Source organism: Pseudomonas sp. MAG002Y, assembly GCF_019400845.1.
Classification (GTDB): Bacteria; Pseudomonadota; Gammaproteobacteria; order Pseudomonadales; family Pseudomonadaceae; genus Chryseomonas; species Chryseomonas luteola.
Genome location: NZ_WOEJ01000005.1, coordinates 137,878 through 162,237, shown reverse-complemented (window position 1 = coordinate 162,237; position 24,360 = coordinate 137,878). Strand labels below are relative to the sequence as shown.

Genomic DNA, 24,360 nt, shown 5'->3' with positions numbered 1-24,360 from the left:
ACTGCCCAGCCCAGCTGGGCAGTTTTCCATCCAAACCAGGGTTCCACATGGTATTGAGAACATTGTTCTGGCGAATATTCGGTACCTTCTGGCTGGCAATCCTGTCGGCAGTCGGCCTGACCATGCTCCTGGGGCATATTCTCGATCAGGATTCCTGGATCCTTTCCCGCCATCCCGGCCTTCAACAGCTGCCCGCCAAGTGGGTCGAGCGCTACGAGCATGAAGGCGAGGACGCGGCCCAACGATTGCTCGAACACCGTAAGCGCCGCTTTGGCGTCGATATACAGGTACTGGGCGAGAACGGGACGCCACTGGTGCCCGGCACCCTCCCCCCGCACGTCATGGAAATGGAAAAACGCGGCCCCAGAAGACCGCCGCCCTGGCGCCGGATTACTACGGAATATACCAGCAGCGAAAGCGGGCGCAGTTACCTGTTCATTTACCATATCCCACTGCCCGAGCTGAACGCCTGGCGGCGCGATTCAGTGCTCTTCCCTATCAGTGTATTGGTCATTGCCTTTGTAGTTCTGACGCTGTTCAGTCTGCTGTTAACGCTGGCGATTACCCGACCCTTGAACCGCCTGCGCAGCGCTGTGCATGATCTGGGACGTACGGCCTATCAGCAGGACAGCCTTGCCAAGCTTTCTCGGCGAAGAGACGAGTTTGGCGTACTGGCGCAGGACTTCAACCGAATGGGCGACCGCCTGCAAAGTCTCATAGTCAGCCAGCGTCAACTGCTTCGAGACGTCTCTCACGAGTTACGCTCGCCTCTTGCCCGACTTCGCATTGCCCTTGCGCTGGCCGAGCGCGCGACCCCTGAAGATCGCGCCGCCATGTGGCCCAGACTGGAACAGGAATGCAATCGTCTGGAAACGCTAATCGGTGAGATCCTGGCGCTGGCCCGCCTGGACGGCGAATCTGGCGACAGAGCAGACATCCCTCTGAATGCACTCATCGAACACCTGTGCGATGACGCTCAGCTGACCGCACCCGAGCAGCGGATCGAGGTAAGTGTGCCCGCCACCCTGATGCTGCACGGATGGCCTGACCTGCTCGAACGCGCCATCGATAACCTGATCCGTAATGCACTGCGCTTCAATCCACCTGAAACGCCTCTGGAAATTACAGCCCACCAGACCGGGGGAACACTGACTATCGCAGTGCGCGATCACGGCTCAGGGGTGGCGAATGAAGACCTACCACGGTTGGGCGAACCCTTCTATCGTGCGGCCAACCAGACGAGTCAGGGTTACGGCCTGGGCCTGGCCATCGCCCGGCGCGCGGTCGAGCGACATGGGGGAAAGCTCGTGTTCGCCAACCATCCCGAGGGTGGGTTCGTCGCCACACTGGAGCTTCCCGCAAGCCTGATTACGCCGGCCAAGTCTTGACGAATTGCTTCGTTTCCAACGCTACCGGCTTGCGCGGAGTAACTTCCGGCGTCCCCAGGTAAATGAAACCGACGATTTCCTCGTGAGCATCAATGCCCAGCCCTTCGCGTACGACAGGATCATGCGTGAGATCGCCGGAGCGCCATATAGCGCCTAACCCCATGGCATAAGCTGCCAGCTCCAGAGCGTGAGCGGCACATCCTGCTGCCAGGATCTGCTCCTGCGCAGGTACTTTAGGGTGCTCTTGAATGCAGGCCACAGCCACCACCAGCAAAGGCGCACGCATAGGCATGTTGCGCGCCTTGGCCAAGGCTTCGGGCGGGCTCTCTGGGCGTTGAGCCAGAACCGCCCTTGAAAACAACTCGCCCAGCGCCCGGCGCCCTTCCCCCTGAATCGTCAGGAAGCGCCAAGGGCGCAGCTGCTTATGATCGGGCGCCCTTAACGCGGCAGCAAAGAGGGTTTCCAACTGCTCTGCCGTAGGGGCAGGCTCGGTCAAGCGAGCAACGGAAACGCGGTTGAGCAGCACATCGAGTGCATCCATGAACACCTCTTTTCATCAAAACGATCGTTGTTGTACAGACCGGCTGAATTGTGCCATTACTCCATGCCAAACTTCTGCTCATCGGTAACAAGTAAAGACTTTGGACGAGAATAACGACCTCAGATAAGATCGCGCTCGCCAGCGACGCTATTCTGGCACAGCTCTTTGCAAGACTTTTGAGGGTTACTATGGCATCACTTTTTCTTCCAGATGGTTCGACTCTATGAAGTTTCTGACCCATCGACACGCCAACAGCCCATCCGAGTACCTAGGCGAATACTATTCTCGCGCATTGGCCTACCTTGCCCTGGCAGCCACCATTGCCGCAGGCGCCTATGCCCACCACTTCGCATACAACATTTTGTGGCTGGTGCCTTACACGCTGCTGTATCCCCATGTGGCTCAACAGGTCAGCATACGCTTCCGCCGCAACCGCAACCAGGAAACCGACCTGATCTTGCTGTTCATCGACTCGGTGCATGCGGGTATCAGCATTCTGCTGCTGGGCTTTTCGCTGGTACCCAGCTTCATGGTCCTGCTGCTATTGACGTTTACCTCCCTGCTGATGGGAGGGGGTCGCTATGCTGCTATTGCATTGCTGACAGCCTTCAGCGCTCTACTGGCGACCAGTGCGGTCGCGCTGGAGCACATCGAACCGCACACACCGCTTCTGGTTACCTTTGTCAGTATCGTAGGCACCAGTCTGCACCTCTGCATGACAGCGTACTTCATGTATGAACAGCGGCTTCGCCTGCGCCAGGCGCAGGAAGAACTCAAGCTTGAACATGAAAAAGCCGCGAACCTAGCCCACAATCTTTCCAAGTACCTGCCTTCTCAAGTATGGGAGTCGATCTTTACCGGCAAAAAGAACGTCATTCTGGAGACCCAGCGTAAAAAGCTCACCGTGTTCTTTTCCGACATCAAAGGCTTTACGGAGCTGTCCGAAGAGCTTGAAGCCGAAGCGCTGACGGACATGCTCAACAACTACCTCAACGAGATGTCGAAAATTGCCATCAAGTACGGTGGTACGATCGACAAATTCGTAGGGGACTGCGTCATGGTGTTCTTTGGTGATCCCAATACCCAAGGCGCGAAGAAGGACGCGGTTGCAGCGGTATCCATGGCCATCGCCATGCGCAAGCACATGAAAGTTCTCAGGCAGCAGTGGCGTAGCCAGGGCATTACCAAGCCTCTGGAAATCCGAATGGGCCTCAATACGGGTTACTGCACGGTCGGTAACTTCGGTGCCAGCACACGGATGGACTACACAATCATCGGCCGTGAAGTAAACCTTGCCAGCCGACTTGAAAGTGCGGCCGATGCCGGGGAAATTCTGATCAGCCACGAAACCTACTCGTTGATCAAGGACGTCATCATGTGCCGGGATAAAAGCCAGATCAGCGTAAAGGGCTTCAGCCGTCCAGTTCAGATCTATCAGGTTGTGGACTTCCGCCGTGATCTGGGCGCTTCACCCAGTTACATGGAGCATGAAGCCCCAGGCTTTTCCATGTACTTGGATACCAATAGCATCCAGAATTATGACAAGGAAAAAGTCATCCAGGCCTTGCAGCAGGCTGCTGAAAAGCTGCGAGACAAAGTCATTCTCTGACTCAGGGGCAGCGCATTGCTGCCCCCCTTTCCTACCGACTGATTCGGTACACCACCTCATCAAGCCGGATCACCCCCTGCCGGGCGAATTTGGCGTTTTCCGCCAGTACATCATTGCGCTCCAGACAGGTCAGCCCCCAAGCAGAGCCATACAAGGCATGGAGTTCGTGCTCCGACACTGAAAACGGCGGGCCCGCGCGCTGGTCCTGGTCATATTCAAGAGTTACGAGGAGTCCCTTCGCCTTGGCTGGCATAAGCCTGCCCATCTGCTTAACGTAAGAAGGTCTCATGTTTTCCGGCAAGGCAATCAAGGCTGCTCGGTCATAGAAGCCAGCGCATGCCGCCACTTGCTCTGCGCCTACCTTGAAGAAATCACCTTGCACAATTTCATAAGGTCCCGCCTTGTAGAGCACCAGATCACCGCGCTTTTCCTGCATCGGGCTTAGTCCCTGCTCGGCAAAGAATGACTCGACCGCCACCTGGGAGAGTTCAATGCCCACGACCTGATAGCCCTGCTCTGCCAGCCAGACCATATCCAGTGTTTTTCCACAAAGCGGAACCAGTACACGCGACCCGGCAGCTAGCTCCAGTGACGCCCAGTTTCGTGTGAGATAAGCACTGACTTCAGGCACGTGAAAACCGATCTCGTTGCGCTCCCACTTGGATATCCAGAATGCTGCTTCCACATGACCTCCTTGCTGATAACTAGACAGTAGGCATCCAACACCCGAAAACAAAAAGCCCCGGCACAAGGCCAGGGCTTTTTGCAGATCACACTGCTTAGTCTTCGCGATAACGACGCAGACGCAGCGGCTTGCCACCTACACGCGTATCTTTCAGACGATTCAGCAGCCCTTCGAGTCCCTCTTCCGGCAACTCGATCAGGCTGAAGGATTCACGGATCTGAATACGACCAATCGCCTCGCGTTGAACACCACCCTCATTAAGGATAGCACCCAGCAGGTTTTTGGCAGCGATGCCATCACGTGCACCAAGGGCTGTACGGCAACGTACGCGACCCTCCGGCAGTGGCGCCATCGGACGACGATCACGTGGCTCGCCACGCTCACTGCGACCACCACTGCTCTGACGCTCGCCACGATCGGAGCGAGGCGCCGGTGTCAGCGGCTGCTCACGGCGAACCGTGTCGATATCCAGCGCACGGCCAGCAGTCAGCTTGGCCAATACCGCAGCGGCCAATGTTGTCGGATCACACTGCAGACGCTCGCACAGCTCGTCACGCAGCGCACCGCGGTTTTCTTCTGCGTCCGCGAGTAGCGCACCCAGACTGTCCGCCAGGCGGGAAATGCGGGCTTCCAGTACCGCTTCGGCATCAGGCAGGCGAATCTCGCCAACCTTCTGACCTGTTACACGCTCGATGACCTGCAGCATGCGACGCTCACGCGGCGTTACTAGCAGCAGCGCACGACCTTCACGACCGGCACGACCTGTACGACCGATACGGTGTACGTAGGACTCTGGGTCATAGGGCATGTCGATGTTCAGTACGTGCGTGATACGAGACACGTCCAGACCCCGCGCAGCAACGTCTGTTGCAACCACGATGTCCAGCGATCCGTCCTTGAGCGACTCGATCACTTTTTCTCGCTGAGCCTGGGGCATGTCGCCGTTCAAGGCACTGACGCGATAGCCTTGACGCTCGAGCATTTCAGCCATGTCCAGCGTGGCTTGCTTGGTACGCACGAAAGCAATCAGGGCATCGAAGTTTTCCACTTCCAGCAGACGCAGCACGGAGGCTGGCTTCTGATCAGCGTGAACCATCAGGTGAGCCTGTTCGATACGGGCAACTGTCTGGGTCTTGGCTGCAATGCGGATGTGCTTGGGCTCTTTCAGATGACGCTCAGCGATCGCACGGATCGACGGCGGCAGCGTAGCGGAGAACAGCACGGTCTGACGCGACTCAGGCATCGCTTCGAAAATGAATTCGAGATCGTCCATGAAGCCCAGCTTGAGCATTTCATCCGCCTCGTCGAGTACAAGACGTCCAACAGTGGACAGTATCTTGTCATCCCGACGAAGGTGATCACACAGGCGGCCTGGCGTAGCAACCAGAACCTGAGCGCCCAAACGCAGCGTGCGCAGTTGTGGGCCCATGGGCGCGCCACCGTATAAGGCAACGACCTTAACGCCCGGCATTTCTGTTGAGTAGGTTTCGCAGGCTGTTGCCACTTGCAGGGCCAGCTCACGGGTTGGCACCAATATCAGGACTTGTGGCTCACGGCGAGCAGGGTCGATACGGGACAGCAACGGAAGCGCAAAAGCGGCTGTCTTGCCAGTACCCGTTTGAGCCTGGCCGATCATGTCGTGGCCAGCCAGAATGACTGGAATCGACTGGGCCTGAATAGGAGAAGGTTCTTCGTAGCCAACGGACTTGATTGCCGCCAGTACGTTAGGATTAAGATCGAGAGCGGCGAAACCGCCGATTTCCTGGGTCATTGTCTTGCCTCTGTACATCGCAAAGACCCAAGACCTAGTGCTGCTAATTTCCGATAGACCGAAGTCACCCAGGCAGACGAGGTGAGGATTTGCGAATGAGTAAATTACGTGGTGTTACATCTGGAATAGTTCGCACTGCAAGGCTATGGCCGGTGCGAACCGGGAAAATGCAGTTCCTGAACGGAAAGGTCTGAAAAGACCGAGGCGTATCATACCGGAAAACTCAGGATTAGCCCAGCCTTTCTCAAAAATGCTTTCGAGGCTAAGCATTTAGCTCGCCGGACGAATCAGATCGACCAGATGGCCCAGTGAGTAACCAGTCTTCTTCTCCATGGCACCGACACGTACCGCCAGTCCGCTCCGGTCCAGGGTTTGCTCGAAGCTGGCTGGCACCAGAATGATGACATTGCCCTCAGGCACCGGGCACTCCCAATAGTGGTGCCTGAACATGCCACGCAGGAATGCAGATCCCAGGGGCTTGTCGTCGGTACTGCTCCACTGATTGATGATGAGCCAGCCACCAGGATTGAGACGGCTCTGGCAGCCTGTCAGAAACCCCCATGCCAAATGAGCGGCTGAGGGGCCTACATCCGTATAGAGGTCGACGAAAATCAGATCGGCTGGCTCGCAGCTGTCCAGCAGATCCATCGCATCGCCAATGCGGATATGCAGGCGCGGATCATCACCAAGACCGAAATACTGTCGAGCCAGCGGCGGTACCGCTTCGCGCAGCTCGATTGCCTCGACATCCTGCAATGGCAGATGGTCAAGGCAGGCACGCGTCAGTGTTCCGGCACCCAAGCCCATGAATACCGCCCGCCGTGGTTCAGGATGGCAAAGCGCGCCTATCAGCATGGCCCGGCCATACTCATATTCCAGCCAGCCGGGATTGGCAGTCGATACGCAACTCTGCTCGATTTCGTCTCCAAACTCGAGAAAGCGGTATTCTCCTGCTTCCACGACTCGAATACGACCATGTTCGTCGTGTACTTCCGCCAGTAACCGCTCCTGAGTGTCCATGTCGACTCCTTTATACAGAGCACACCATCTTAGGCAGACTGATATAGCACGTCTATCAGCGCCAAAGGCTATTAATCGGTTAACATGCCTGCCCAATTGGATAATCTGTAAAGCAAGTAGCCATCATGACTCAACCCTGGAGCCCTGACAGCTGGAGAGCACTGCCCATCCAGCAACAACCCGTCTACCCCGATGCCAAGCGTCTAAACGACGTCGAGCGCACCCTGGCCGGCTTTCCACCGCTTGTATTTGCAGGTGAAGCCCGTGAATTGCGTCGCCAGTTTGCCGAAGTTACCCATGGCCGGGCGTTTCTGCTTCAGGGCGGTGATTGCGCGGAGAGCTTTGCGGAGTTCTCTGCCGGCAAGATCCGCGATACGTTCAAGGTGCTGCTACAGATGGCCGTGGTGATGACCTTTGCCGCCGGGTGCCCTGTGGTCAAGGTAGGTCGCATGGCCGGCCAGTTCGCCAAGCCTCGCTCTTCGGGTGAAGAAACCCAGGATGGCGTCACGCTGCCAGCCTATCGCGGCGATATCGTTAATGGCATCACCTTTGATGAAGCCAACCGCGTACCGGATCCTCAGCGTCTGCTGCAGGCCTATCACCAGGCGACGGCAACCCTGAACCTGTTGCGTGCCTTCGCCCAGGGCGGCTTTGCCGACTTGCATCAGGTACATAAATGGAACCTGGACTTCATTGCGAACTCGGCTTTGGCCGAGCGCTACCATCAACTGGCGGACCGCATTGACGAAACTCTCGCCTTCATGCGTGCCTGCGGACTGGAAAGCGCACCGCAGCTTAAGGAAACCAGCTTCTTTACCGCTCACGAAGCCCTGCTGCTCAATTATGAAGAGGCGTTTGTCCGTCGTGACAGCCTGACGGGTGACTGGTACGACTGCTCTGCGCACATGCTCTGGATTGGCGACCGTACCCGCCAGCCCGACGGCGCGCATGTGGAGTTCCTGCGGGGTGTCAATAACCCGATCGGCGTAAAGGTTGGACCGACGACGTCAACGGAAGACCTGATACGCCTCATCGATACGCTGAACCCGGACAACGATCCTGGCCGTCTGAATTTGATCGTACGGATGGGCGCCAACAAGGTGGGTGATCACCTGCCCCGCCTGATTCAGGCTGTACAAAAAGAGGGCCGCCTGGTGCTCTGGAGTTCGGACCCGATGCATGGCAACACGATCAAGGCTTCCAGTGGCTACAAGACGCGTGACTTTGCCAGCGTTCTATCGGAAGTTCGTGAGTTCTTCCAGGTGCATCAAGCCGAAGGCAGTTACGCGGGCGGCATTCATATCGAGATGACCGGCCAGAACGTGACTGAGTGCATTGGGGGTGCGCGACCTATTACCGAGGCCGGCCTGTGCGACCGCTACCATACCCACTGTGACCCACGTCTGAATGCCGACCAGTCTCTGGAACTGGCCTTCATGATTGCGGAAACCCTCAAGCAGGTCCGCCGCTGACCTCAGCCAGTGGTGCCTTGAGCACCGCTGCACTGCCATGCAGACTGATCTCCGCCAGGCCAAGCCAGTTGGCCAACTGGCGGAGATTGGTTGCCAGCGAACGACTAGCCTCCTCGCTCAAACGTCCCTCCTCACCATGCAGGGCATGTACCGCCAGCCGGTCATGGGCGCGCTCAGCCCGCAGGTCTACCCGTGCAACCAGGTGCTCATTGAAGAGAAAAGGCAAGACATAGTAGCCATACACTCGCTTATGAGCAGGCGTATAGAGTTCCAGCCGATACCTGAAATTGAACAATCGCTCCGTACGGGCGCGCTCCCAAATGAGCGAATCAAAAGGTGATAACAGCGCGCTCACGTGTCGCGCGCGCAGGGATTGCTGCGGTTCGCCAAGGCTAAAGGCCGGCTTTTTCCAGCCCTCTACAGTCAGCATTAGTAGCTCGCCGGATTCCACCAATTCTGCGATACGCACCTTGGCATCAGCAGGATCGAGCCGGTAATAATCTCTTAGGTCCTTTTCGGCCGCCACACCCATGGCTGCTGCGCTTCGGCGGATCAACTCGCGCTGGGCCTCCGCCTCACTCAGTGGCGGCTTTTCTCGTATGGCCTTCGGAATCACCCTTTCAGGCAAATCGTATAGACGTTCAAAGCCACGCCTGCCTGCCACCGTTACTTCTCCAGCCGCAAATAACCATTCGAGTGCCTTTTTTTCGACGCTCCAGTCCCACCAGGGTCCCGCCTTGCCGACTCGGGTCGCCAGGCTTCCCGCGCCAAGCGCGCCCCGTTCCCGTACCGCCTGTAGCACCGCTTCAATCACGGCGCGCTGCTCACGCCCAACCCGTGCCAGCTCCCGATAGATGCCTTGCCCCTGAGCGGCCCGCTCCATGCGCCAGCGCATCAGCGGATAATCCTCCATAGGCATCAGGGAGGCTTCATGCCCCCAACACTCGAACAGCTGGTGCGGTTTATCCAATGACCACGCCATCTCATCCAGAAGCTTTCGGGGATAGAACCCAAGCCGGGAAAATAATGGCAGGTAATGTGACCGCACGAGCGCATTGACCGAGTCGATCTGCAGGATGCACAAGCGTTTCATTAACGCCTCGATATGCCGATGCCGCACCTCGCCCCTGGGCTTGAAGCCGTAAAAGCCTTGGGCCGTCAGGGCGAGTCGGCGAGCATCTTTCAACGACAGGGACAAAGGGACAGACATGATGAATTCCAAGGGCCAGGTACGGACACCCTAGTCAACCCTCTGCCAGACATCAACGCGAAAACGGCCCCTCCCAGAACCATTTGGAACCCTCCCGCTCTGCATCCGCCCGGCTCAAGCCCAGATCCTTCAAGGCGTCATCACTTAACATCGCCAGGGTTTGGCGTTGCCTGGCCTGCTCACGCCAAGCCCTGATGACTCCATGTGTTTTCTGCCAGAACAAGAGAGCCGATATTTTGCGGCGCGCACTATCGGAAGCCTGGATAACCTCATGAGCGTTCATACTGATACCTCCTCTTCATGTAGTGGCATCATTCTTGGCCCGCGTCTAAGATCAATCTAACGAATAGTTCTGATGCCTTGCATTCAGGAGATTGATGCTTTGAGCCTTTTCCCCAGCATTGACAGTGAACTCTTGCGCACCTTTATCGCCATTGCTGACAGCGGTGGCTTCACGCGTGCGGCCGAGGTCGTCAACCGAACCCAATCTGCCGTTAGCATGCAGATGAAACGTCTCGAGGAGGATATCGTTCAACGTCAGCTGTTCGATCGAGAGGGACGCCAGGTTCGCCTCACGGCTGAGGGTCAGGTGCTGCTGGGATACGCTCGCCGTATCATGGCGTTGCACAGTGAGGTGCTGAATACGCTACGCGAGCCCCATATGGTAGGTACCGTTCGCATCGGGACTCCCGATGATTACGTTATGCGCTTTCTGCCCGGCATTTTGTCACGCTTTGCTCAGACCTATCCGCTTGTGCAAGTCGAAGTTCAGTGCGAGACATCAGCGCAGCTGTTGCAGCGGCATGACCTTGATCTGAGCATCGTGACCTGCGAGCCCGGCCACGAAATCGGTCAGTTCCTTAGAGAAGAGCCCGTTCGCTGGATGCAGGCCATTGGCAGCTCCGCTCTTGAGCGAAGCCCGTTGCCTGTAGCGGTCTTCAATCATGGCTGTTTTTGCCGTCTATGGATGTGCAATGCCCTGGAGACAGCCGGCATCGATTACCGGGTTGCCTATAGCAGCCACAGCCTGTCGGCCATCCTGGCCATGACCGGCACCGGCCTTGCCGTAACAGCGCAATTGCACAGCCTGGCTACGCCAGAACTGGAAATCATCAACGAGGAAGAAGCCGGTCTGCCCCGCCTGCCCTCCGCCCGGATCATGCTGGTTCGTAATTCGAACACTGAGTCCCAAGTTACGGAGGCCTTCGCAAACTTCATTGTCGAAGGCTTCCGTCTTGGCTGATCATTTGAGCGCAAGCAATATGGCGCATACCAGAAGAAAACCGCAAAACAGCCCACGCAGCAGACGCTCCGGCAAGGCGTGGGCCATTCTTACACCCCACCCGACGCTGAAGAAACCACCAATTGCCAGTGGTATGCCAATAAGCCAGTCGACCTCATGATGAATCGCATAGGTTGCCAGCGTAATGCTGGTGGCCGGGAGCGCCATGGTTAGCGAGAGCCCCTGCGCTACGACTTGGGACAGGCCGAAGACACTCGTCAACATGGGGGTCGCAATCACCGCGCCGCCTACGCCGAAGAGGCCTCCTACCAGACCGGCAAACACGCCCAGCACTGCCAACCAGGCGACTCCAGGTGGATTGGTCACCGTATGGCTCTTCATGCGCAGCTGCCAGAGATTGTAGGCCACAAGAAACAGCAGGAAGACTACAAAGCCTTTTCTCATCAGGTCTGCATCCAGCCCTACCGCCAGCATCGCTCCTGCAATGGCTGACAGGATACCCGCTCCCGAGAGAATACCTGCACGACGCCAATCGATGCGATTGCGTTGGTTGTACTTGATGATTGACACCAGCACATTAGGAACGACCATGACCAACGCTGTGCCTTGTGCCAACTGCTGATCGAGCCCGAAGAGCAGCCCCAGCACAGGGATCGCAATCAGACCACCCCCAATTCCAAAAAGACCACCCACTACGCCCAGAACACTACCCAGCAGGATATCAAGCACAATCGCCGTTACATCCATACATCATCCTGTCCATCACTGTGCTTTGGGCCAACGAAACACGGCCCACAAAAAAGCCCGGCATCAGCCGGGCTCTTGTGACACTCGCCGATCAAACCTTGGCGCGTGACTTGTACTCGTTGGTACGAGTATCGATTTCGATATGGTCGCCGATATCGCAGAACTCGGAAACTTTCAGTTCGAAACCGGTGTTCAGACGAGCAGTCTTCATCACCTTGCCAGACGTATCACCACGAACAGCCGGCTCGGTGTAAGCGATCTGACGAACGATAGTGGTCGGCATCTCGATAGAGATTACACGATCATTGTAGAAAACAGCTTCGCAGACGTCAGTCATGCCGTCTTCGATGTAGTTAACCGCATCGCCCAGGTCGTCTTTTTCGATCTCGTACTGGTTGTATTCATTGTCCATGAACACGTACAGCGGATCGGCGAAGTAGGAGTACGTTACTTCCTTGCGATCCAGAATGACTGGTTCCAGCTTGTCGTCAGCACGGAATACCGTTTCGGTACTGCTGCCGGAAAGCAGGCTCTTCAGCTTCATCTTGACCACTGCAGCGTTACGGCCGGACTTGTTGTACTCAGCCTTCTGGATGACCCAGGGAGCGTTGTCGATCATGGCCACTTGGCCGGCACGGAACTCTTGTGCGGTTTTCATGCGGTTATCCGTTTGGAAGAAGATAGAAAATCAAGCGCCGTATAATAGCCGCTCTGTATGGAATTGTACTAGCGTTGACGCCAAGTCATTGAGTTCACTCTGTCGGGCACACCAGTTTTCCGCATGAGCGGTCATTTCGGCTTCATGTTTTGACCATTCACGCCACGCCTGCCCAAGAGATCCTTCTCCGTTCCATGCGTGCCATAGCGTACGCGTAGCTACCTGCGCAGCCGGGCTTGCTCCGACGAGATACCGGTCCAGGAACGCATCCAGCTTGAGCATATGGGCACGCTCTTCCTGCGGATAGATATGCCAGATGAAGGGGCGGCCAGCCCACTGCGCTCGAATGAATGACTCCTCGCCCCGTGCAGCATTGAAGTCGCAGCACCATAAGAGCAGGTCATAGTCATCCTGCTGGCGGAACGGAACAATGCAGAGCCGCAATGCGCCTCGGTGGTATTCCTCGCCTGCCTTTAACTCTTCAGCCTCCAGCCAATGGGCCACGTTACTTAATACACGGCCTTCAGGAATGAGCAGCAAGGTGGGCTCAGCGCCCTGGGCCAGTTCATCCAACCACTCCGATAGTGCTGGAATCTCATAGCTGAACAATGAAAGGATGCGCTCGCCAGGCGTCTGGGTAACGCCCAGGGCAGTCAGAAACCGTGCTTGTGCGTCAGTAGACGCCTGAAAATGCAAACGCTTGTCGAGCAGATCCTGTTCTCTGAGCAGCCCTCCCGTTTCCTCAGTGAAGCCGGGAAAGAAAAAGTATTTCTGCATCCCCTGCTGCGGCGATGGAAGGCGATGGCAGCTCTCCACCCAGGCTTCGGCGCTCAGGTATTCAAGGTTGATCCAGAGGGGATGGGAGGCACGTCGAGCCATTGCGTCGATATAGGGAGCCGGCAATGGACAGCCAAACGCTTCGACAACGACATCTGCCGGAACGACATCGTCGAGCCAGACGGCTGTCCAATGATGTACTTCGACGCCCAGATGACGCTGGACAGGATCATCACTGGTGCCTGCGGCTGGATGAATACGTGCAAAGGACGACCAGTCATCCACCCACAAGCGTACCTGCTGACCATGCTCGGCTACCAGCTGACGCGCAAGGCGCCATGTCACACCAATGTCGCCATAATTATCGACGACACTGCAAAAGATATCCCACGAAGCGTTCATTCACCCTCACTGCTCAGCGGATGACGCACTCAGCGTCACAACCGGACGGCATTTAGCCAGACACAGCGCTCAGGTCAACTAGAAATAAGGGAAACAGACAGATGCCATCAAAACGCCATTTGTCCTGAGAAAAAATCGTTCGGTCAGAAGGCGCCAGAGAGACCTTTAAGCAGTGGGAATAGCCGCCGATAATTTGCACTGGCTCACAAAATGAATCGAGTGGATTAAGGAAATCAAATTCAAGGCATGGCTGCGACCGGACAGACTGTACTCAAGACACGGATCGCAGGCGGTAGTGGGGCAACTCTATTATGGCGGCCCTTGATGACGCTTTTATTTCCAAGTGCCTTATCCATTGCACCTTACGCCGCTGGGTGCACTAGAAATAAACGCGGCAAAGCCCAGATGCTTTGCAAACAGGAGCAATACCAGAATGGCTACCCTGCCCGTTACTGAGATCGTTGCCACAGGCAACAGTGGTCGTGAAGACGTTTCCACGCTAATTCGTCATTATGATTTGCAAAATTTCCGCTACGCTGAGATTCAGACTGTACAGAATCTGAATAAAGCGTTGGCCGAATGGCCTCTTCTCCTGGAGACGCTTCAGGTCGTACTACCGACTCAAGAGCAAGCCAAACTGAAGAATGCCTCATAAAATATGCACGTTATAGCCGTCCAGGGAATACGGGGCGGCTGTGGAACCACCTCAGTAGCCGCAGGCCTGGCGGCCAGTCTAGCCACCTTACAGAAGCATGTTCTGCTGATTGATCTTTGCCCCAGCAATCTATTGGGACTGCACTTTGGCTTATCCGTTACAGAGGATGCCGGATGGGCACAGGCTCTCGCCGAAGGCTACCCCTGGCAAAGCACCGCTTTCCTTTATAAGGAGCACATCTGGCTGCTGCCCTTTGGTCGTCCGACCTCGCTTTCCCATCTACATGAGCTGGCTGCAGACTGGTTGCCCACATCCTTGCGCGCACTTGCGATGCCGGACGATACCTATGTGATTTTCGACGTGCCACAGCACTCGAGCTTTCGCGAGGCACTAGGTCAGATTACGGACCTGCAATGGATTCAAATCGTGCAGGCCGATCCCGCCTGCCATGCCCTGATTAATCAGCAATCACTGGTCGGCCAGCTGAATACACCCAACCGCTTCTGGCTGGTGAACCGTTACCAACCCGCTTACAAGCTCTCTCGGGATCTCATACAACTCTGGCGCCTGGTCCTGGGCAAGACACTGATTTCAACCATCATCCACGAGGATGAAGCTGTACGCGAGGCCCTGGCCCTGAAGCGGCCGCTAGCAGATAGCGCTCCGGCCTCTCTGGCCAGCCACAATTTCCTCTCGCTGGCTACGTGGAGCGTGGCACAGGCAGGCGCCACATGATCCTGGCACCGGCTGCCAAATCCTGGCTTTCGCTGTACTACCACAAAAGCCGCGAGCGCCATCGCGCGCCGGTTGCCTTACTGATGACGGCATTGTGGCTACTGGGCTGGACATTCCTGCGATTCGAGCGCCCCACCTGGCAATGGGTCGCCATCAACTGGCGTGCGCTGTACCCTCAGTTATCCACGCGGCGCCTGGGCAATCCTCTCAGAACTGTCATGCAAAGTATCTGGCTGATTCTGGTCAGGCCCGTCAATGGCAAAGGTCCCGATTACCTGGCTGCTCTCTCCAAGGGTTTCCAACGTTTTCCTGCCCTGCTTGAACATCGGCGTCGCCTCTATCGTTCAGCCGCACGTCTGCCGGAACGTTTGCCACTCGCTACGCTGAAAGAAGAGACCTGGTCGTCTCTTTCGGTTAGAGCGAAATGTATCTTAGGTGGTGCCTTTGCGCTTATTGCCACGCCGCTTTTGCTGCTTTGCGTAACGCAGCCATTCGAGATAGGCCAGCAGATCGTTTTTATCGCCATGCTATGGGCGCTGGCAATGGTCATTCGCAAGATGCCGGGGCGCTTCCCGACGTTAGCGCTTATCATCCTTTCACTGCTCGTATCGTGTCGGTATTTCTGGTGGCGCTATACGCAGACGCTAAACTGGGAAAATCCGCTGGATGTCATCTGCGGCCTGCTCCTGTTGCTGGCAGAAACCTATTCCTGGCTGGTACTGATCCTTGGGTACTTCCAGACAATCTGGCCGCTGGATCGCAAGCCCTATCCGCTCCCCCTCAACATTGCCGAATGGCCTTCGGTCGATATTTATATTCCCACCTATAACGAAGACCTGTCCGTCGTTCGGTCGACGGTACTGGCCTCCCTGGGTATCGACTGGCCAAAAGACAAGCTGAACATCTACATTCTTGATGACGGTAAACGGGAGTCATTTCGCCAGTTTGCCGCGGAAGTTGGGGTGCACTATCTGATTCGCTCGGATAATCGCCACGCCAAGGCAGGCAATCTGAATGCGGCCATGAAAGTCACCAAAGGTGATTTCCTGGTGATCTTTGACTGCGACCATATTCCGACCAGCTCTTTTCTACAGATGACCATGGGCTGGTTCCTGAAAAGCCCAAAGTTGGGCGTTATGCAGACGCCTCACCATTTTCTGTCGCCAGACCCCTTCGAGCGCAACCTGGGTAACTTCCGGCGTACGCCGAACGAGAACACCCTGTTTTACGGTCTGGTCCAGAACGGAAACGACATGTGGGACGCCACGTTCTTCTGCGGCTCCTGCGCCATTTTGCGGCGCACCGCCGTGGAAAGCATTGGTGGTTTCGCCGTGGAAACCGTAACCGAGGATGCTCACACGTCCCTGCGTCTGCACCGCAACGGCTGGACGTCCGCTTATATTCGTATTCCCCAGGCAGCCGGCCTCGCCACCGAAAGCCTTTCAGCCCATATCGGCCAGCGAATTCGCTGGGCGCGGGGCATGGTGCAGATCTTCCGCCTGGACAATCCGCTGATGGGCAAAGGCCTCTCGCTTCCCCAGCGACTCTGCTACTGCAACGCAATGCTGCATTTTCTCGCTGGCGTACCCAGGCTCATCTACCTGCTTTCACCATTGGCTTTCCTGATCCTGCATGCGTATATCCTGTATGCCCCGGCGCTGCTGATTCTGCTGTTCGTTCTGCCTCACATCGCCCATGCCAGCATTACCAATTCGCGCATCCAGGGTCGGTACCGTTATTCCTTCTGGAGCGAGATCTACGAGACGGTGCTGTCCTGGTACATCGCCCGGCCTACCACAGTGGCGCTGATCAATCCGCACAAGGGTAAATTCAACGTAACGGCTAAAGGGGGACTGGTTGAGGAAAACGTCTTTGACTGGACGATCTCGAAGTCCTTTCTGTTCCTGGCTGGATTGAATGTGGTAGGCCTGCTGTTTGGTGTCTATCGTTACGTTACCGGCCCAGCCGTCGAACAAGGCACTGTCATCATCAGCATGCTCTGGACCGTCTATAACCTGATTATCCTCGGAGGCGCCATTGCAGTTGCCGCAGAGGTTCGTCAGGTTCGTCGCACCCATCGCGTCGACTTGAGACTACCTGCCGCCATACGCATGACGGGCGGCCACGTTTATGCGTGTACGCTGACGGACTACTCCGACGGCGGTGTGGGCCTGGAGCTGCCGCCAGAGCTGGACCTCAAGTCGGACGAGCAGATCTTTTTGCAACTAAAGCGCGGCCTTGAGGAGTACAGCTTTGCCACTCGCGTTCGGAACCAGCGAGGCCGGGTGGCAGGGCTAGAGCTTGAACCGATGGATGTTCAGACACGCATTAATTTTGTGCAGTGTACGTTTGCACGTGCCGACACTTGGGCCCAATGGCAGGAAAGTTTTGTGCAAGACAGCCCGCTACGCAGCATCCTGGCCATTATCCGGGTCGGATTATCAGGTTATAAACGCATGTTGCAGCACTCCCCCAGGCTTTCCCGTCCGTTTATCAAGGGCTCGGTGTGGCTGGTGGAGAAACTCGTGTCGTTCATACCTGTAACCCCTGTCCTACCGCCAAAACGAACACAACAGCAAGGATAAGCATGAAAGGCGTAATCCGCTTTCTCATCGCAGCGGCTCTGCTGGCCTGCGCCCCCTGGACTACCGCGGCGCCTACGGTTGCGCCTGGTCCCAACACGACACCCGTTGCCCCACCGGTACAGGAGCGGCAGCTGGGCTTCAATCAGATCTCATCAGCGGGAAACCTGACGACCCGTAATGTCTTGAGAAATCTCTACGCATCGTTCGGGTTACGTAGCGATGAGGTCGTCACAGGCGCTCGACTCCATCTGGTGTATACCCCCTCGCCGGCGCTGATTCCGGTGCAGTCGCACCTGAAGGTCTATCTGAACAATGAATTGATGGGGGTATTGCCTATCAATCAGGCGGATCTGGGCAAGGAAATTACTCGGGATCTACCGCTCGATGCCCAGTTTATTTCTGATTACAACAACGTGCGCTTTGAGTTGGTTGGCCACTATGCCCCCATTTGCGAAGACCCGCTGCACTCCAGCCTATGGGTTGACTTCAGCGCGAAAAGCCAGCTGATCCTGAGCACTCAGGCATTAAAGATCCAGAATGACTTATCCAAATTACCAGAGCCCTTTTTCGATCAGCGCGACCCGGCGGCCCTGAGCGTTCCATTCATCTTTGCAGATCGTCCCAACAGTGCCGAGCAGACTGCTGGGGCAGTAATGGCGTCCTGGTTTGGAACGCTGAGTGGCTGGCGCGGTGCCAGCTTCCCAACTTCATTTGGACGCCTGCCCTCCCAAGGTAATGCCGTTGTGTTTGCAACGAATGCACAATTGCCCACGTTGATCGAAGGCCATGCGGAGGTGACAGCACCGACTATTGAGATTGTCGAGAATCCGCAAAATCCCTACGGGAAGCTGTTACTAATCCTTGGGCGCGACGACAACGACCTGCTGACCGCAGCGAAAGCTGTCGCCCTGGGCGCTGTTACGCTACGAGGGCAATCCACCACCGTGGACTCTCTGCAAACCCTGGCACCCCGCCAACCCTACGATGCCCCAAATTGGGTTTCACTGGATCGCCCTACTCGATTGGGCGAGCTAATGGATTATCCCAATCAGCTGGAAGTCACCGGCATGGTGCCGCGACCGATTACGCTAGCGTTCAATATTCCGCCGGACCTCTTCGTGTGGCGTAATCGCGGTATCCCGCTGGATCTTAAATACCGCTACACGCCCCCGCTCCGTGACGATACGGCCCTATTGACGGTCAACGCCAACAACCAGTTCATCAAGGCCTTTACGCTGAGCAAGAATGCCAACCAGAGCATGGGCGGTGTTAATCTGCCGATTCTTAACGAAAATCTGCTAGGGACCAGTACCGGCTTTCAAGTGCCGTCACTCAAGCTAGGGGCTCGCAATGAGCTGCGTTTTGATTTTTCTTTCGGCGCCTTCCCGGCCAATGGCGACAATACCAGCTGTACCACGACGCTTCCACTCAATGTTCAGGCCGCAATCGATCCGGACTCGACCATTGATTTTTCTTCGCTCTATCACTACAAGGCTATGCCCGATCTACGCGCCTTTGTCAGTGCCGGATATCCCTTTACTCGCCTTGCCGATCTATCCCAGACGCAGGTAATGATGCCCTCGCAGCCAACGCCGGAACAGACAGGCCTTTTGTTTACGTTGATGGGACGCATGGGGGCCATTACAGGCTATCCCGCGACACAGGTCTTCATTGGTGATGACTGGTCAACCATAAAGAAAGGCGAACGCGACGTTCTGATAATAGGTGAAATTCCCGAGCAGGCTCGGACCGAGCTGGACAAGAATATGACAGCGTTCGTGGATGAGACCCGAACGTCGCTCATGCTGCCCAACCGCAAGACATCCCGACTTGAGTCACCGCTACAGGACACTGGGTCTGCCATGGCAGACACACAGTTGCAGACGTTGTCGTCGGGGCCGATCTCGGCGCTGGTCGGATTTGAATCCCCATACGCCAGCTCGCGTAGCGTAGTCGCTCTGATGGGTTATGGCGAAAACAGCTATCAGCAGCTGCAAGAGGCCTTGAGCCAGAATACCGGGCTTGAGAATGTCACCGGGTCTGTCAGTCTTTTCCGAGGAGACCGGATCGACAGTCATATCGTAGGAGAGCCTTACTACGTAGGTAGCCTGCCCTGGTGGCTGCTTCTCTGGTATCACCTGTCCGCACATCCGCTACTACTGGCATTCATTGCAATCGTGACCACACTGATATTGGCTGCCCTGCTCTGGAATGTCCTCCGCTGGCTGGCGCGCCGTCGCCTGCAGGAACAGGAGTAACCTTCATGAAAAAAGTGCTTGCCTCCCTCTGTCTGATCAGCCTTGCCAGTCCTGCCTCGGCTGCCTGCCAGTGGCCGGCTTGGGAAAGTTTCAAGCGCGGGTTCATCGAAAATGGCAGGGTGATCGATCGCAGCGACGAGCGCGCAATCACAACATCGGAGGGACAATCCTACGCGCTCTTTTTCGCCCTGGTAGCAGGTGACCGAACCACGTTTCAGCGTTTAGTCAACTGGACACAGGGCAACCTGAGCCAGGGAGACTTTTCCAAACACCTGCCTGCCTGGCTCTGGGGGCGTGCGGAAAACGGCAACTTTCAAATACTGGATGACAACGCAGCTTCCGATGCCGACCTCTGGATTGCCTACAGCCTTCAGGAAGCCTCGCGCCTCTGGCGGATTCACAATTACCAGACGTTATCCAATCGGCTTCTGCAGCAGATCGAAAAGCAGGAAGTCGCGCGGGTTGAGGGGCTTGGTCCGGTGCTTCTGCCCGCCCCGGTCGGTTTTACCAACGAGGACAGCTGGACGCTAAACCCCAGCTACACGCCGCTCTTTTTGCTCAGCAGCTTCGCATACAAGCATCCGGAAGGCCCCTGGCAAGGCATGATTGCTCCTACGCTGCGACTGCTGAACGAAACCGCGCCCAAAGGCTTTGCACCTGACTGGATTGATTGGCGCTCAGGTGCCTGGCATGGCTCCGAGCGGAGCGGCTGGCAAGGCAGTTATAACGCCATTCGTGTTTACCTGTGGGCAGGTATGCAGGCACCTGGATCAGCCGGCCGGGATAGCCTGCTTTCGCGCTTTCAGCCCATGCAGACTTATATCTCGCAACGGGGGTACCTGCCCGAAGAGGTCAATGCCGAGACAGGGACTACTCAAAACCGCGGGCCTTTAGGCTTCTCGGCGGCTGTACTTCCGCTTCTGGCAAGCCTGGGTGACAAGGCGGCTCTCGACGCTCAGCTAACCCGTCTGAAGCAGGAGCCGCTCGAGGCAGATGCCTATTATGGCAATGTCCTGTCGCTGTTTGGACGAGGCTGGCAAGAAGGTCGCTTCCGCTTCAACGTTCATAGTGAATTGCAGTTGCCGGATAACGCTGCATGCCCACGCTGATTGTTCTGCTGTCTCTTCTATTGGTTAGCCTGTCGGCCCAGGCCGAGGGGCCCGTTACGCCGGAGGATCGGCTAATGGCACAGGTCAGGGCTGGCGAGGCGCGTAACAAAGATGACCTGATCGAAGACAGCCTTTACCGCCTTTTCAAAGTGGCACCTGATCATCCGGAAGGCTTGGCTGCCCTCGCCCGCCTAAGACTAAGGCAGAACAAGCCTCAGGAAGCGCAGTCTGCACTGGAGCATCTGGAAAAGGTTGCTCCGGGTTCGCAGGCATTGAGTCTGGTACGGCTTGATATCGAGCTTGATCAGCCAAAGAAAAAATCGCAGCTTCTTCAAGCCAGGCTGCTCGCACGGGCGGGTCGCTATGACGAAGCCCTGAAGCTATACGATGAGCTATTCAAGCCAGGCCTGCCGTCGCCGGAATACGAGCTGGAATACTGGCAAGCGGTTGCCAATACGCCGCAGGGACATACCAGAGCCCTACAGGGAATTCAGTCGCTGGTAAATCGCTATCCGCAAAGTGGCAACTATCGACTGGCGCTGGTCAGACAGCGCCTCGATTTGAATCGTTATGATCCAGAAGCCTACAAGGATCTGGAAAAGCTCAGCCAAGACCCCTATGCCCGCCAGGGCGCTTCTGCTGTATGGCTGGACCAGCTCCAGCGAATGCCGGTTGAAGATCGAGCTGTCACGCTCTGGAAGCGTTACCTTGAGTCCTACCCGGATGCAGCTCCTATCGCCCACGAGGGATTAGCCGCGCAGCAGCAACTGCTGGCAAACCCGACTTTCAGAGCCAAGCAAAGGGCTCAGCAGCTTCTGGAGCAAGACTCACAGGACTATGCTGCTATCGAGCGCGCCCTGCAGCAGGCCCTTAAGGGCTTCCCCAATGATTCTGACGCTTTAGGCAACCTGGGAAGACTACGGCAACGGGAAGGCAGGCATCAGGACGCGTTAGCCTTTTACCAGCGAGCCCTGGCCAGCGAGCAGAACATCGACCAGCGAGCCAAGTGGCAAAGCCTGATCAACACAGCCCAATTCTGGGCAACCCTCAATGACGGGGATACTGCACTGCGTGCAGGCAATTACACTGCAGCAACAAAGGCCTACCAGAACGCTGCCAGACTGCAACCTCGCGCCGTAGAGCCCTTGACGGGCCTTGCCGATGTCTATGCAGCGCAGGGTGATACGAACAGAGCCGAGCAGACCTACAAGCGGGCGCTGGCCTATGACCGTCGAAACGGTCCAGCACTACGGGGCCTCATCAACCTTTATCTTCAGCAAAACCAGATCGACACGGCCAAATCTCTTATCGCCTCCCTTCCCCAGGATCAGCGTCAACGTTATACACCTGAGTTGAACCGGATTCAGGCGAACATCTTGTCGCGCGAGGCCGATGCCCATGCCGCCAAAGGTCAATGGGCAACCGCTGAGCACAAGCTGACAGAAGCCCTTGAGCTGCAGCCGCAGGATCCCTGGCTGGCCTATAACCTTGCTAGAGCGCGCGCAGCACTGGGTAATCCAAAGGCAGAAGACGCCTTTGCAAATCAGCTGCGTCAGCGCTCCACTGATCCGGTCCTGCGGTACGCCCACGCGCTCTTTCTAGACAGTCAGGACCAGGCGCAACGGGCGCTTGGTAGCCTGCGACAAGTCCCTGCCAACCAGTGGAGTGAGGATATGCACAGCCTTGCCTATCGACTGGATTACGGCCTGACCCTGGCTCAAGCGCGCGATTTAAACAATCAGGGCCGCACCCAGGATGCGACCGCCCTGCTTGAAAAGGCACGTACGCGCTTTCCCAAGGAAGCGGGTATTCCTCTCCTGCTGGGCGAGTGGTCGGTATTAGGTGGACATCCTGGCGAGGCCAAACGTTATTACCGTGCAGCTCAGGTACTTGAGCCCGACAATATAGAAGCCGGACTCAGCCTGGCAGAGCTTGCCCATCAGCAGAGCCTTGATATCCAGGCACGGCGCCAACTGGCCGAGCTGTCTTCCAAGGCAGCCACGGCGGGACAGCAACGTCGGATGGCCAATCTCTGGTCGGAATTGGGAGAGCCGGAGAAAGCCGCTGCCTACATGAATGCCGCGCTGGAGGTCGAGACCCGTGATCCGCTCCTATGGCGCGACGCGGCGCGGTTCGCCAGACGCAATCAACAGCCGGACCTGGCGCTTGATCGCTATCGCCAGGCCATGCGCACAAGCAACATGGGCGATCCGGGCCAAAACGATGCGCAGTTCACCCGGCAAACCCGAGTACAACCTGATGACGACTGGCTCAACCGCAGCATTCGCAGCGATACCGCTGAGCTTTATCAACAGCAGACCGCTACTGCGACACTGCAATATGACGCATGGGACAGTTCAGGCACACCGGGTATATCGGACCTCAAGGCCCATGATCTACGCTTTGAAGCTGATCATCCCCTCAGGGATGGCAAAGGCTTTTTCCGGGCGGAAACCATTACGATGGATAATGGCAGCCTGGGAAACATTATTGAGCAGAACAACTTTGGAAGTGTCGCCCTCTGCCAAACCCGTGAGGAATGCAGTCGCGGGCCTGTCAACCAACGCGCCCAAGGTACTAGCCTGGCTGTTGGCTGGCGTGGGCAAGACACCCAATGGGACGTAGGTACTACGCCCCTGGGGTTTCCAGTACAGGATATCGTGGGAGGCGTACGCCTGAGCGGTGATCTTGAGTCCCTTGGCTGGACAATGGATATCTCCCGCCGCGCCCTGTCCACGTCCTTATTGGCCTATGCAGGTACTGAAGACCCTCGCACAGGCAAAACCTGGGGTGGCGTCCGTACCAATGGGGTATCGCTTGGTTTAAGCTACGACCAGGGCGGCTTCTACGGCATCTGGTCGAGCCTGCAGGCCCATCGCCTGGCTGGTAAAAATGTGGAAAGCAATGATCGCCTGCGCCTGATGAGCGGAATCTATTTTCGCCTGATCGACGAGCCCAATCGACGCCTGCGGGTTGGCAGTAACGTCATGTACTGGCACTTCAAGGAAAACCTGAGCGGTTATACGTTCGGCCAGGGAGGCTATTACAGCCCACAGCAATACCTGTCCTACTCTGTCCCGATCAACTTTGCGCAACGCTGGGATGCTTGGTCGTTTTACGCCGAAGCATCAGCCAGCTACTCGTGGGTGAAAGAGGATGATGCGGATTACTTCCCGACAAAGTCCGCCTGGCAGCGCGAAGCAGGAAATCCTGTACTGACGGGAGGCCGCAGCAAAGGCCTTGGCTATCGAGCCAGCTTTTCGCTGGAGCGTCGTCTTTCGCCCAACTGGTTCATCGGTACGTCTGCCGGAATCGAGCGCTCCGTGGGGAGCGACTACAAACCCAACCAGGCACTCGTGTACCTGCGCTACAGTTTTGCTCCCTGGGAAGGCGATCTCAGGATGCCGCCCGAGCCACTTCAGGAATATGCACAGTTCAATTAAACCCAGGCCAGCCTGAAAGAGATTTTCAGGAACCCTGGGCATCTGGGTCAGT

At 56.7% G+C, this 24,360-nt stretch carries 18 protein-coding genes and 1 pseudogene; 10 read left to right on the top strand and 9 right to left on the bottom strand.

The window, feature by feature from the left end; translation table 11 throughout:
• Positions 1-53 precede the first annotated feature (53 nt).
• Positions 54-1,388, top strand: a complete 1,335-nt coding sequence (locus tag GM154_RS09170; RefSeq protein ID WP_219652118.1) for a HAMP domain-containing sensor histidine kinase — start codon at positions 54-56, stop codon at positions 1,386-1,388.
• Here GM154_RS09170 and GM154_RS09165 read toward each other — a convergent pair.
• Complete coding sequence (locus tag GM154_RS09165) at positions 1,369-1,929, bottom strand: NAD(P)H nitroreductase (RefSeq protein ID WP_219652003.1); 561 nt, start codon at positions 1,927-1,929, stop codon at positions 1,369-1,371. The genes GM154_RS09170 and GM154_RS09165 overlap by 20 nt on opposite strands.
• A 223-nt stretch (positions 1,930-2,152) precedes the next feature.
• Between GM154_RS09165 and GM154_RS09160 the strand changes: the two genes are divergently transcribed.
• On the top strand, positions 2,153-3,538 hold the full coding sequence (locus tag GM154_RS09160) for an adenylate/guanylate cyclase domain-containing protein (RefSeq protein WP_010798032.1): 1,386 nt from the start codon (positions 2,153-2,155) through the stop codon (positions 3,536-3,538).
• Positions 3,539-3,569: 31 nt separating this feature from the next.
• Here GM154_RS09160 and GM154_RS09155 read toward each other — a convergent pair whose 3' ends face one another.
• From GM154_RS09155 to GM154_RS09145, 3 genes and pseudogenes are all read right to left on the bottom strand, one after another.
• Complete coding sequence (locus GM154_RS09155; protein ID WP_019365068.1) at positions 3,570-4,223, bottom strand: thiopurine S-methyltransferase; 654 nt, start codon at positions 4,221-4,223, stop codon at positions 3,570-3,572.
• Positions 4,224-4,317: 94 nt separating this feature from the next.
• Positions 4,318-6,025: pseudogene (locus GM154_RS09150) on the bottom strand (DEAD/DEAH box helicase).
• 239 nt (positions 6,026-6,264) lie between these two features.
• Positions 6,265-7,014 (bottom strand): spermidine synthase, encoded by a 750-nt coding sequence (locus GM154_RS09145; protein WP_219652002.1) that lies wholly within the window; start codon positions 7,012-7,014, stop codon positions 6,265-6,267.
• Between the two features lie 125 nt (positions 7,015-7,139).
• Here GM154_RS09145 and GM154_RS09140 point away from each other — a divergent pair, with 125 nt between their 5' ends.
• Positions 7,140-8,486, top strand: coding sequence for a class II 3-deoxy-7-phosphoheptulonate synthase (locus GM154_RS09140; RefSeq protein WP_125887972.1), 1,347 nt, complete (start codon positions 7,140-7,142; stop codon positions 8,484-8,486).
• Here the strand turns inward: GM154_RS09140 and GM154_RS09135 are convergent.
• On the bottom strand, positions 8,467-9,696 hold the full coding sequence (locus GM154_RS09135) for a winged helix-turn-helix domain-containing protein (protein ID WP_219652000.1): 1,230 nt from the start codon (positions 9,694-9,696) through the stop codon (positions 8,467-8,469). The two genes, GM154_RS09140 and GM154_RS09135, sit on opposite strands and share 20 nt — an antisense overlap.
• 52 nt (positions 9,697-9,748) lie before the next feature.
• Positions 9,749-9,979 (bottom strand): DUF1127 domain-containing protein, encoded by a 231-nt coding sequence (locus tag GM154_RS09130; RefSeq protein WP_150347573.1) that lies wholly within the window; start codon positions 9,977-9,979, stop codon positions 9,749-9,751.
• 99 nt (positions 9,980-10,078) lie between these two features.
• On the opposite strand from GM154_RS09130, the gene GM154_RS09125 reads away from it, so the two are divergent.
• Positions 10,079-10,939 carry a LysR substrate-binding domain-containing protein gene (locus tag GM154_RS09125; RefSeq protein WP_219651998.1) on the top strand — a complete coding sequence of 287 codons (861 nt, stop codon included), beginning with the start codon at positions 10,079-10,081 and terminating at the stop codon, positions 10,937-10,939.
• On the opposite strand, the gene GM154_RS09120 is transcribed toward GM154_RS09125, so the two are convergent.
• The 3 genes from GM154_RS09120 to earP all read right to left on the bottom strand — a co-directional run bounded on the left by GM154_RS09120 (position 10,940) and on the right by earP (position 13,523).
• On the bottom strand, positions 10,940-11,686 hold the full coding sequence (locus tag GM154_RS09120; RefSeq protein ID WP_125887970.1) for a sulfite exporter TauE/SafE family protein: 747 nt from the start codon (positions 11,684-11,686) through the stop codon (positions 10,940-10,942).
• A gap of 91 nt (positions 11,687-11,777) precedes the next feature.
• Positions 11,778-12,344: an elongation factor P gene (gene efp / locus GM154_RS09115; protein WP_010798023.1), complete on the bottom strand. Its 567-nt coding sequence runs from the start codon at positions 12,342-12,344 to the stop codon at positions 11,778-11,780.
• A gap of 30 nt (positions 12,345-12,374) precedes the next feature.
• The gene (gene earP, locus GM154_RS09110) at positions 12,375-13,523 is read right to left on the bottom strand and encodes an elongation factor P maturation arginine rhamnosyltransferase EarP (protein ID WP_219651996.1); all 1,149 of its coding nucleotides are present in this window, start codon (positions 13,521-13,523) and stop codon (positions 12,375-12,377) included.
• Between the two features lie 433 nt (positions 13,524-13,956).
• On the opposite strand from earP, the gene bcsR reads away from it, so the two are divergent.
• Genes bcsR through bcsC form a run of 6 tightly spaced genes read left to right on the top strand, consistent with a single transcriptional unit; the run spans position 13,957 to position 24,308 of the window.
• Entirely contained in the window at positions 13,957-14,178 is a 222-nt protein-coding gene (gene bcsR / locus GM154_RS09105) for a BcsR/BcsP family cellulose biosynthesis protein (RefSeq protein WP_010798021.1), read from the top strand.
• A gap of 3 nt (positions 14,179-14,181) precedes the next feature.
• Positions 14,182-14,913: a cellulose biosynthesis protein BcsQ gene (gene bcsQ, locus GM154_RS09100; protein WP_010798020.1), complete on the top strand. Its 732-nt coding sequence runs from the start codon at positions 14,182-14,184 to the stop codon at positions 14,911-14,913.
• A complete protein-coding gene (gene bcsA / locus GM154_RS09095; RefSeq protein WP_219651994.1) occupies positions 14,910-17,498 on the top strand; it encodes a UDP-forming cellulose synthase catalytic subunit in 2,589 nt (862 codons plus the stop codon). The genes bcsQ and bcsA overlap by 4 nt, the downstream gene beginning before the upstream one ends.
• A gap of 2 nt (positions 17,499-17,500) precedes the next feature.
• Positions 17,501-19,756: a cellulose biosynthesis cyclic di-GMP-binding regulatory protein BcsB gene (gene bcsB, locus GM154_RS09090; protein ID WP_219651991.1), complete on the top strand. Its 2,256-nt coding sequence runs from the start codon at positions 17,501-17,503 to the stop codon at positions 19,754-19,756.
• Positions 19,757-19,761: 5 nt separating this feature from the next.
• Positions 19,762-20,865, top strand: a complete 1,104-nt coding sequence (gene bcsZ / locus GM154_RS09085; protein WP_219651989.1) for a cellulose synthase complex periplasmic endoglucanase BcsZ — start codon at positions 19,762-19,764, stop codon at positions 20,863-20,865.
• Entirely contained in the window at positions 20,853-24,308 is a 3,456-nt protein-coding gene (gene bcsC / locus GM154_RS09080) for a cellulose synthase complex outer membrane protein BcsC (protein ID WP_219651987.1), read from the top strand. Before bcsZ ends, bcsC begins: the two co-directional genes overlap by 13 nt.
• Positions 24,309-24,360: the final 52 nt, after the last annotated feature.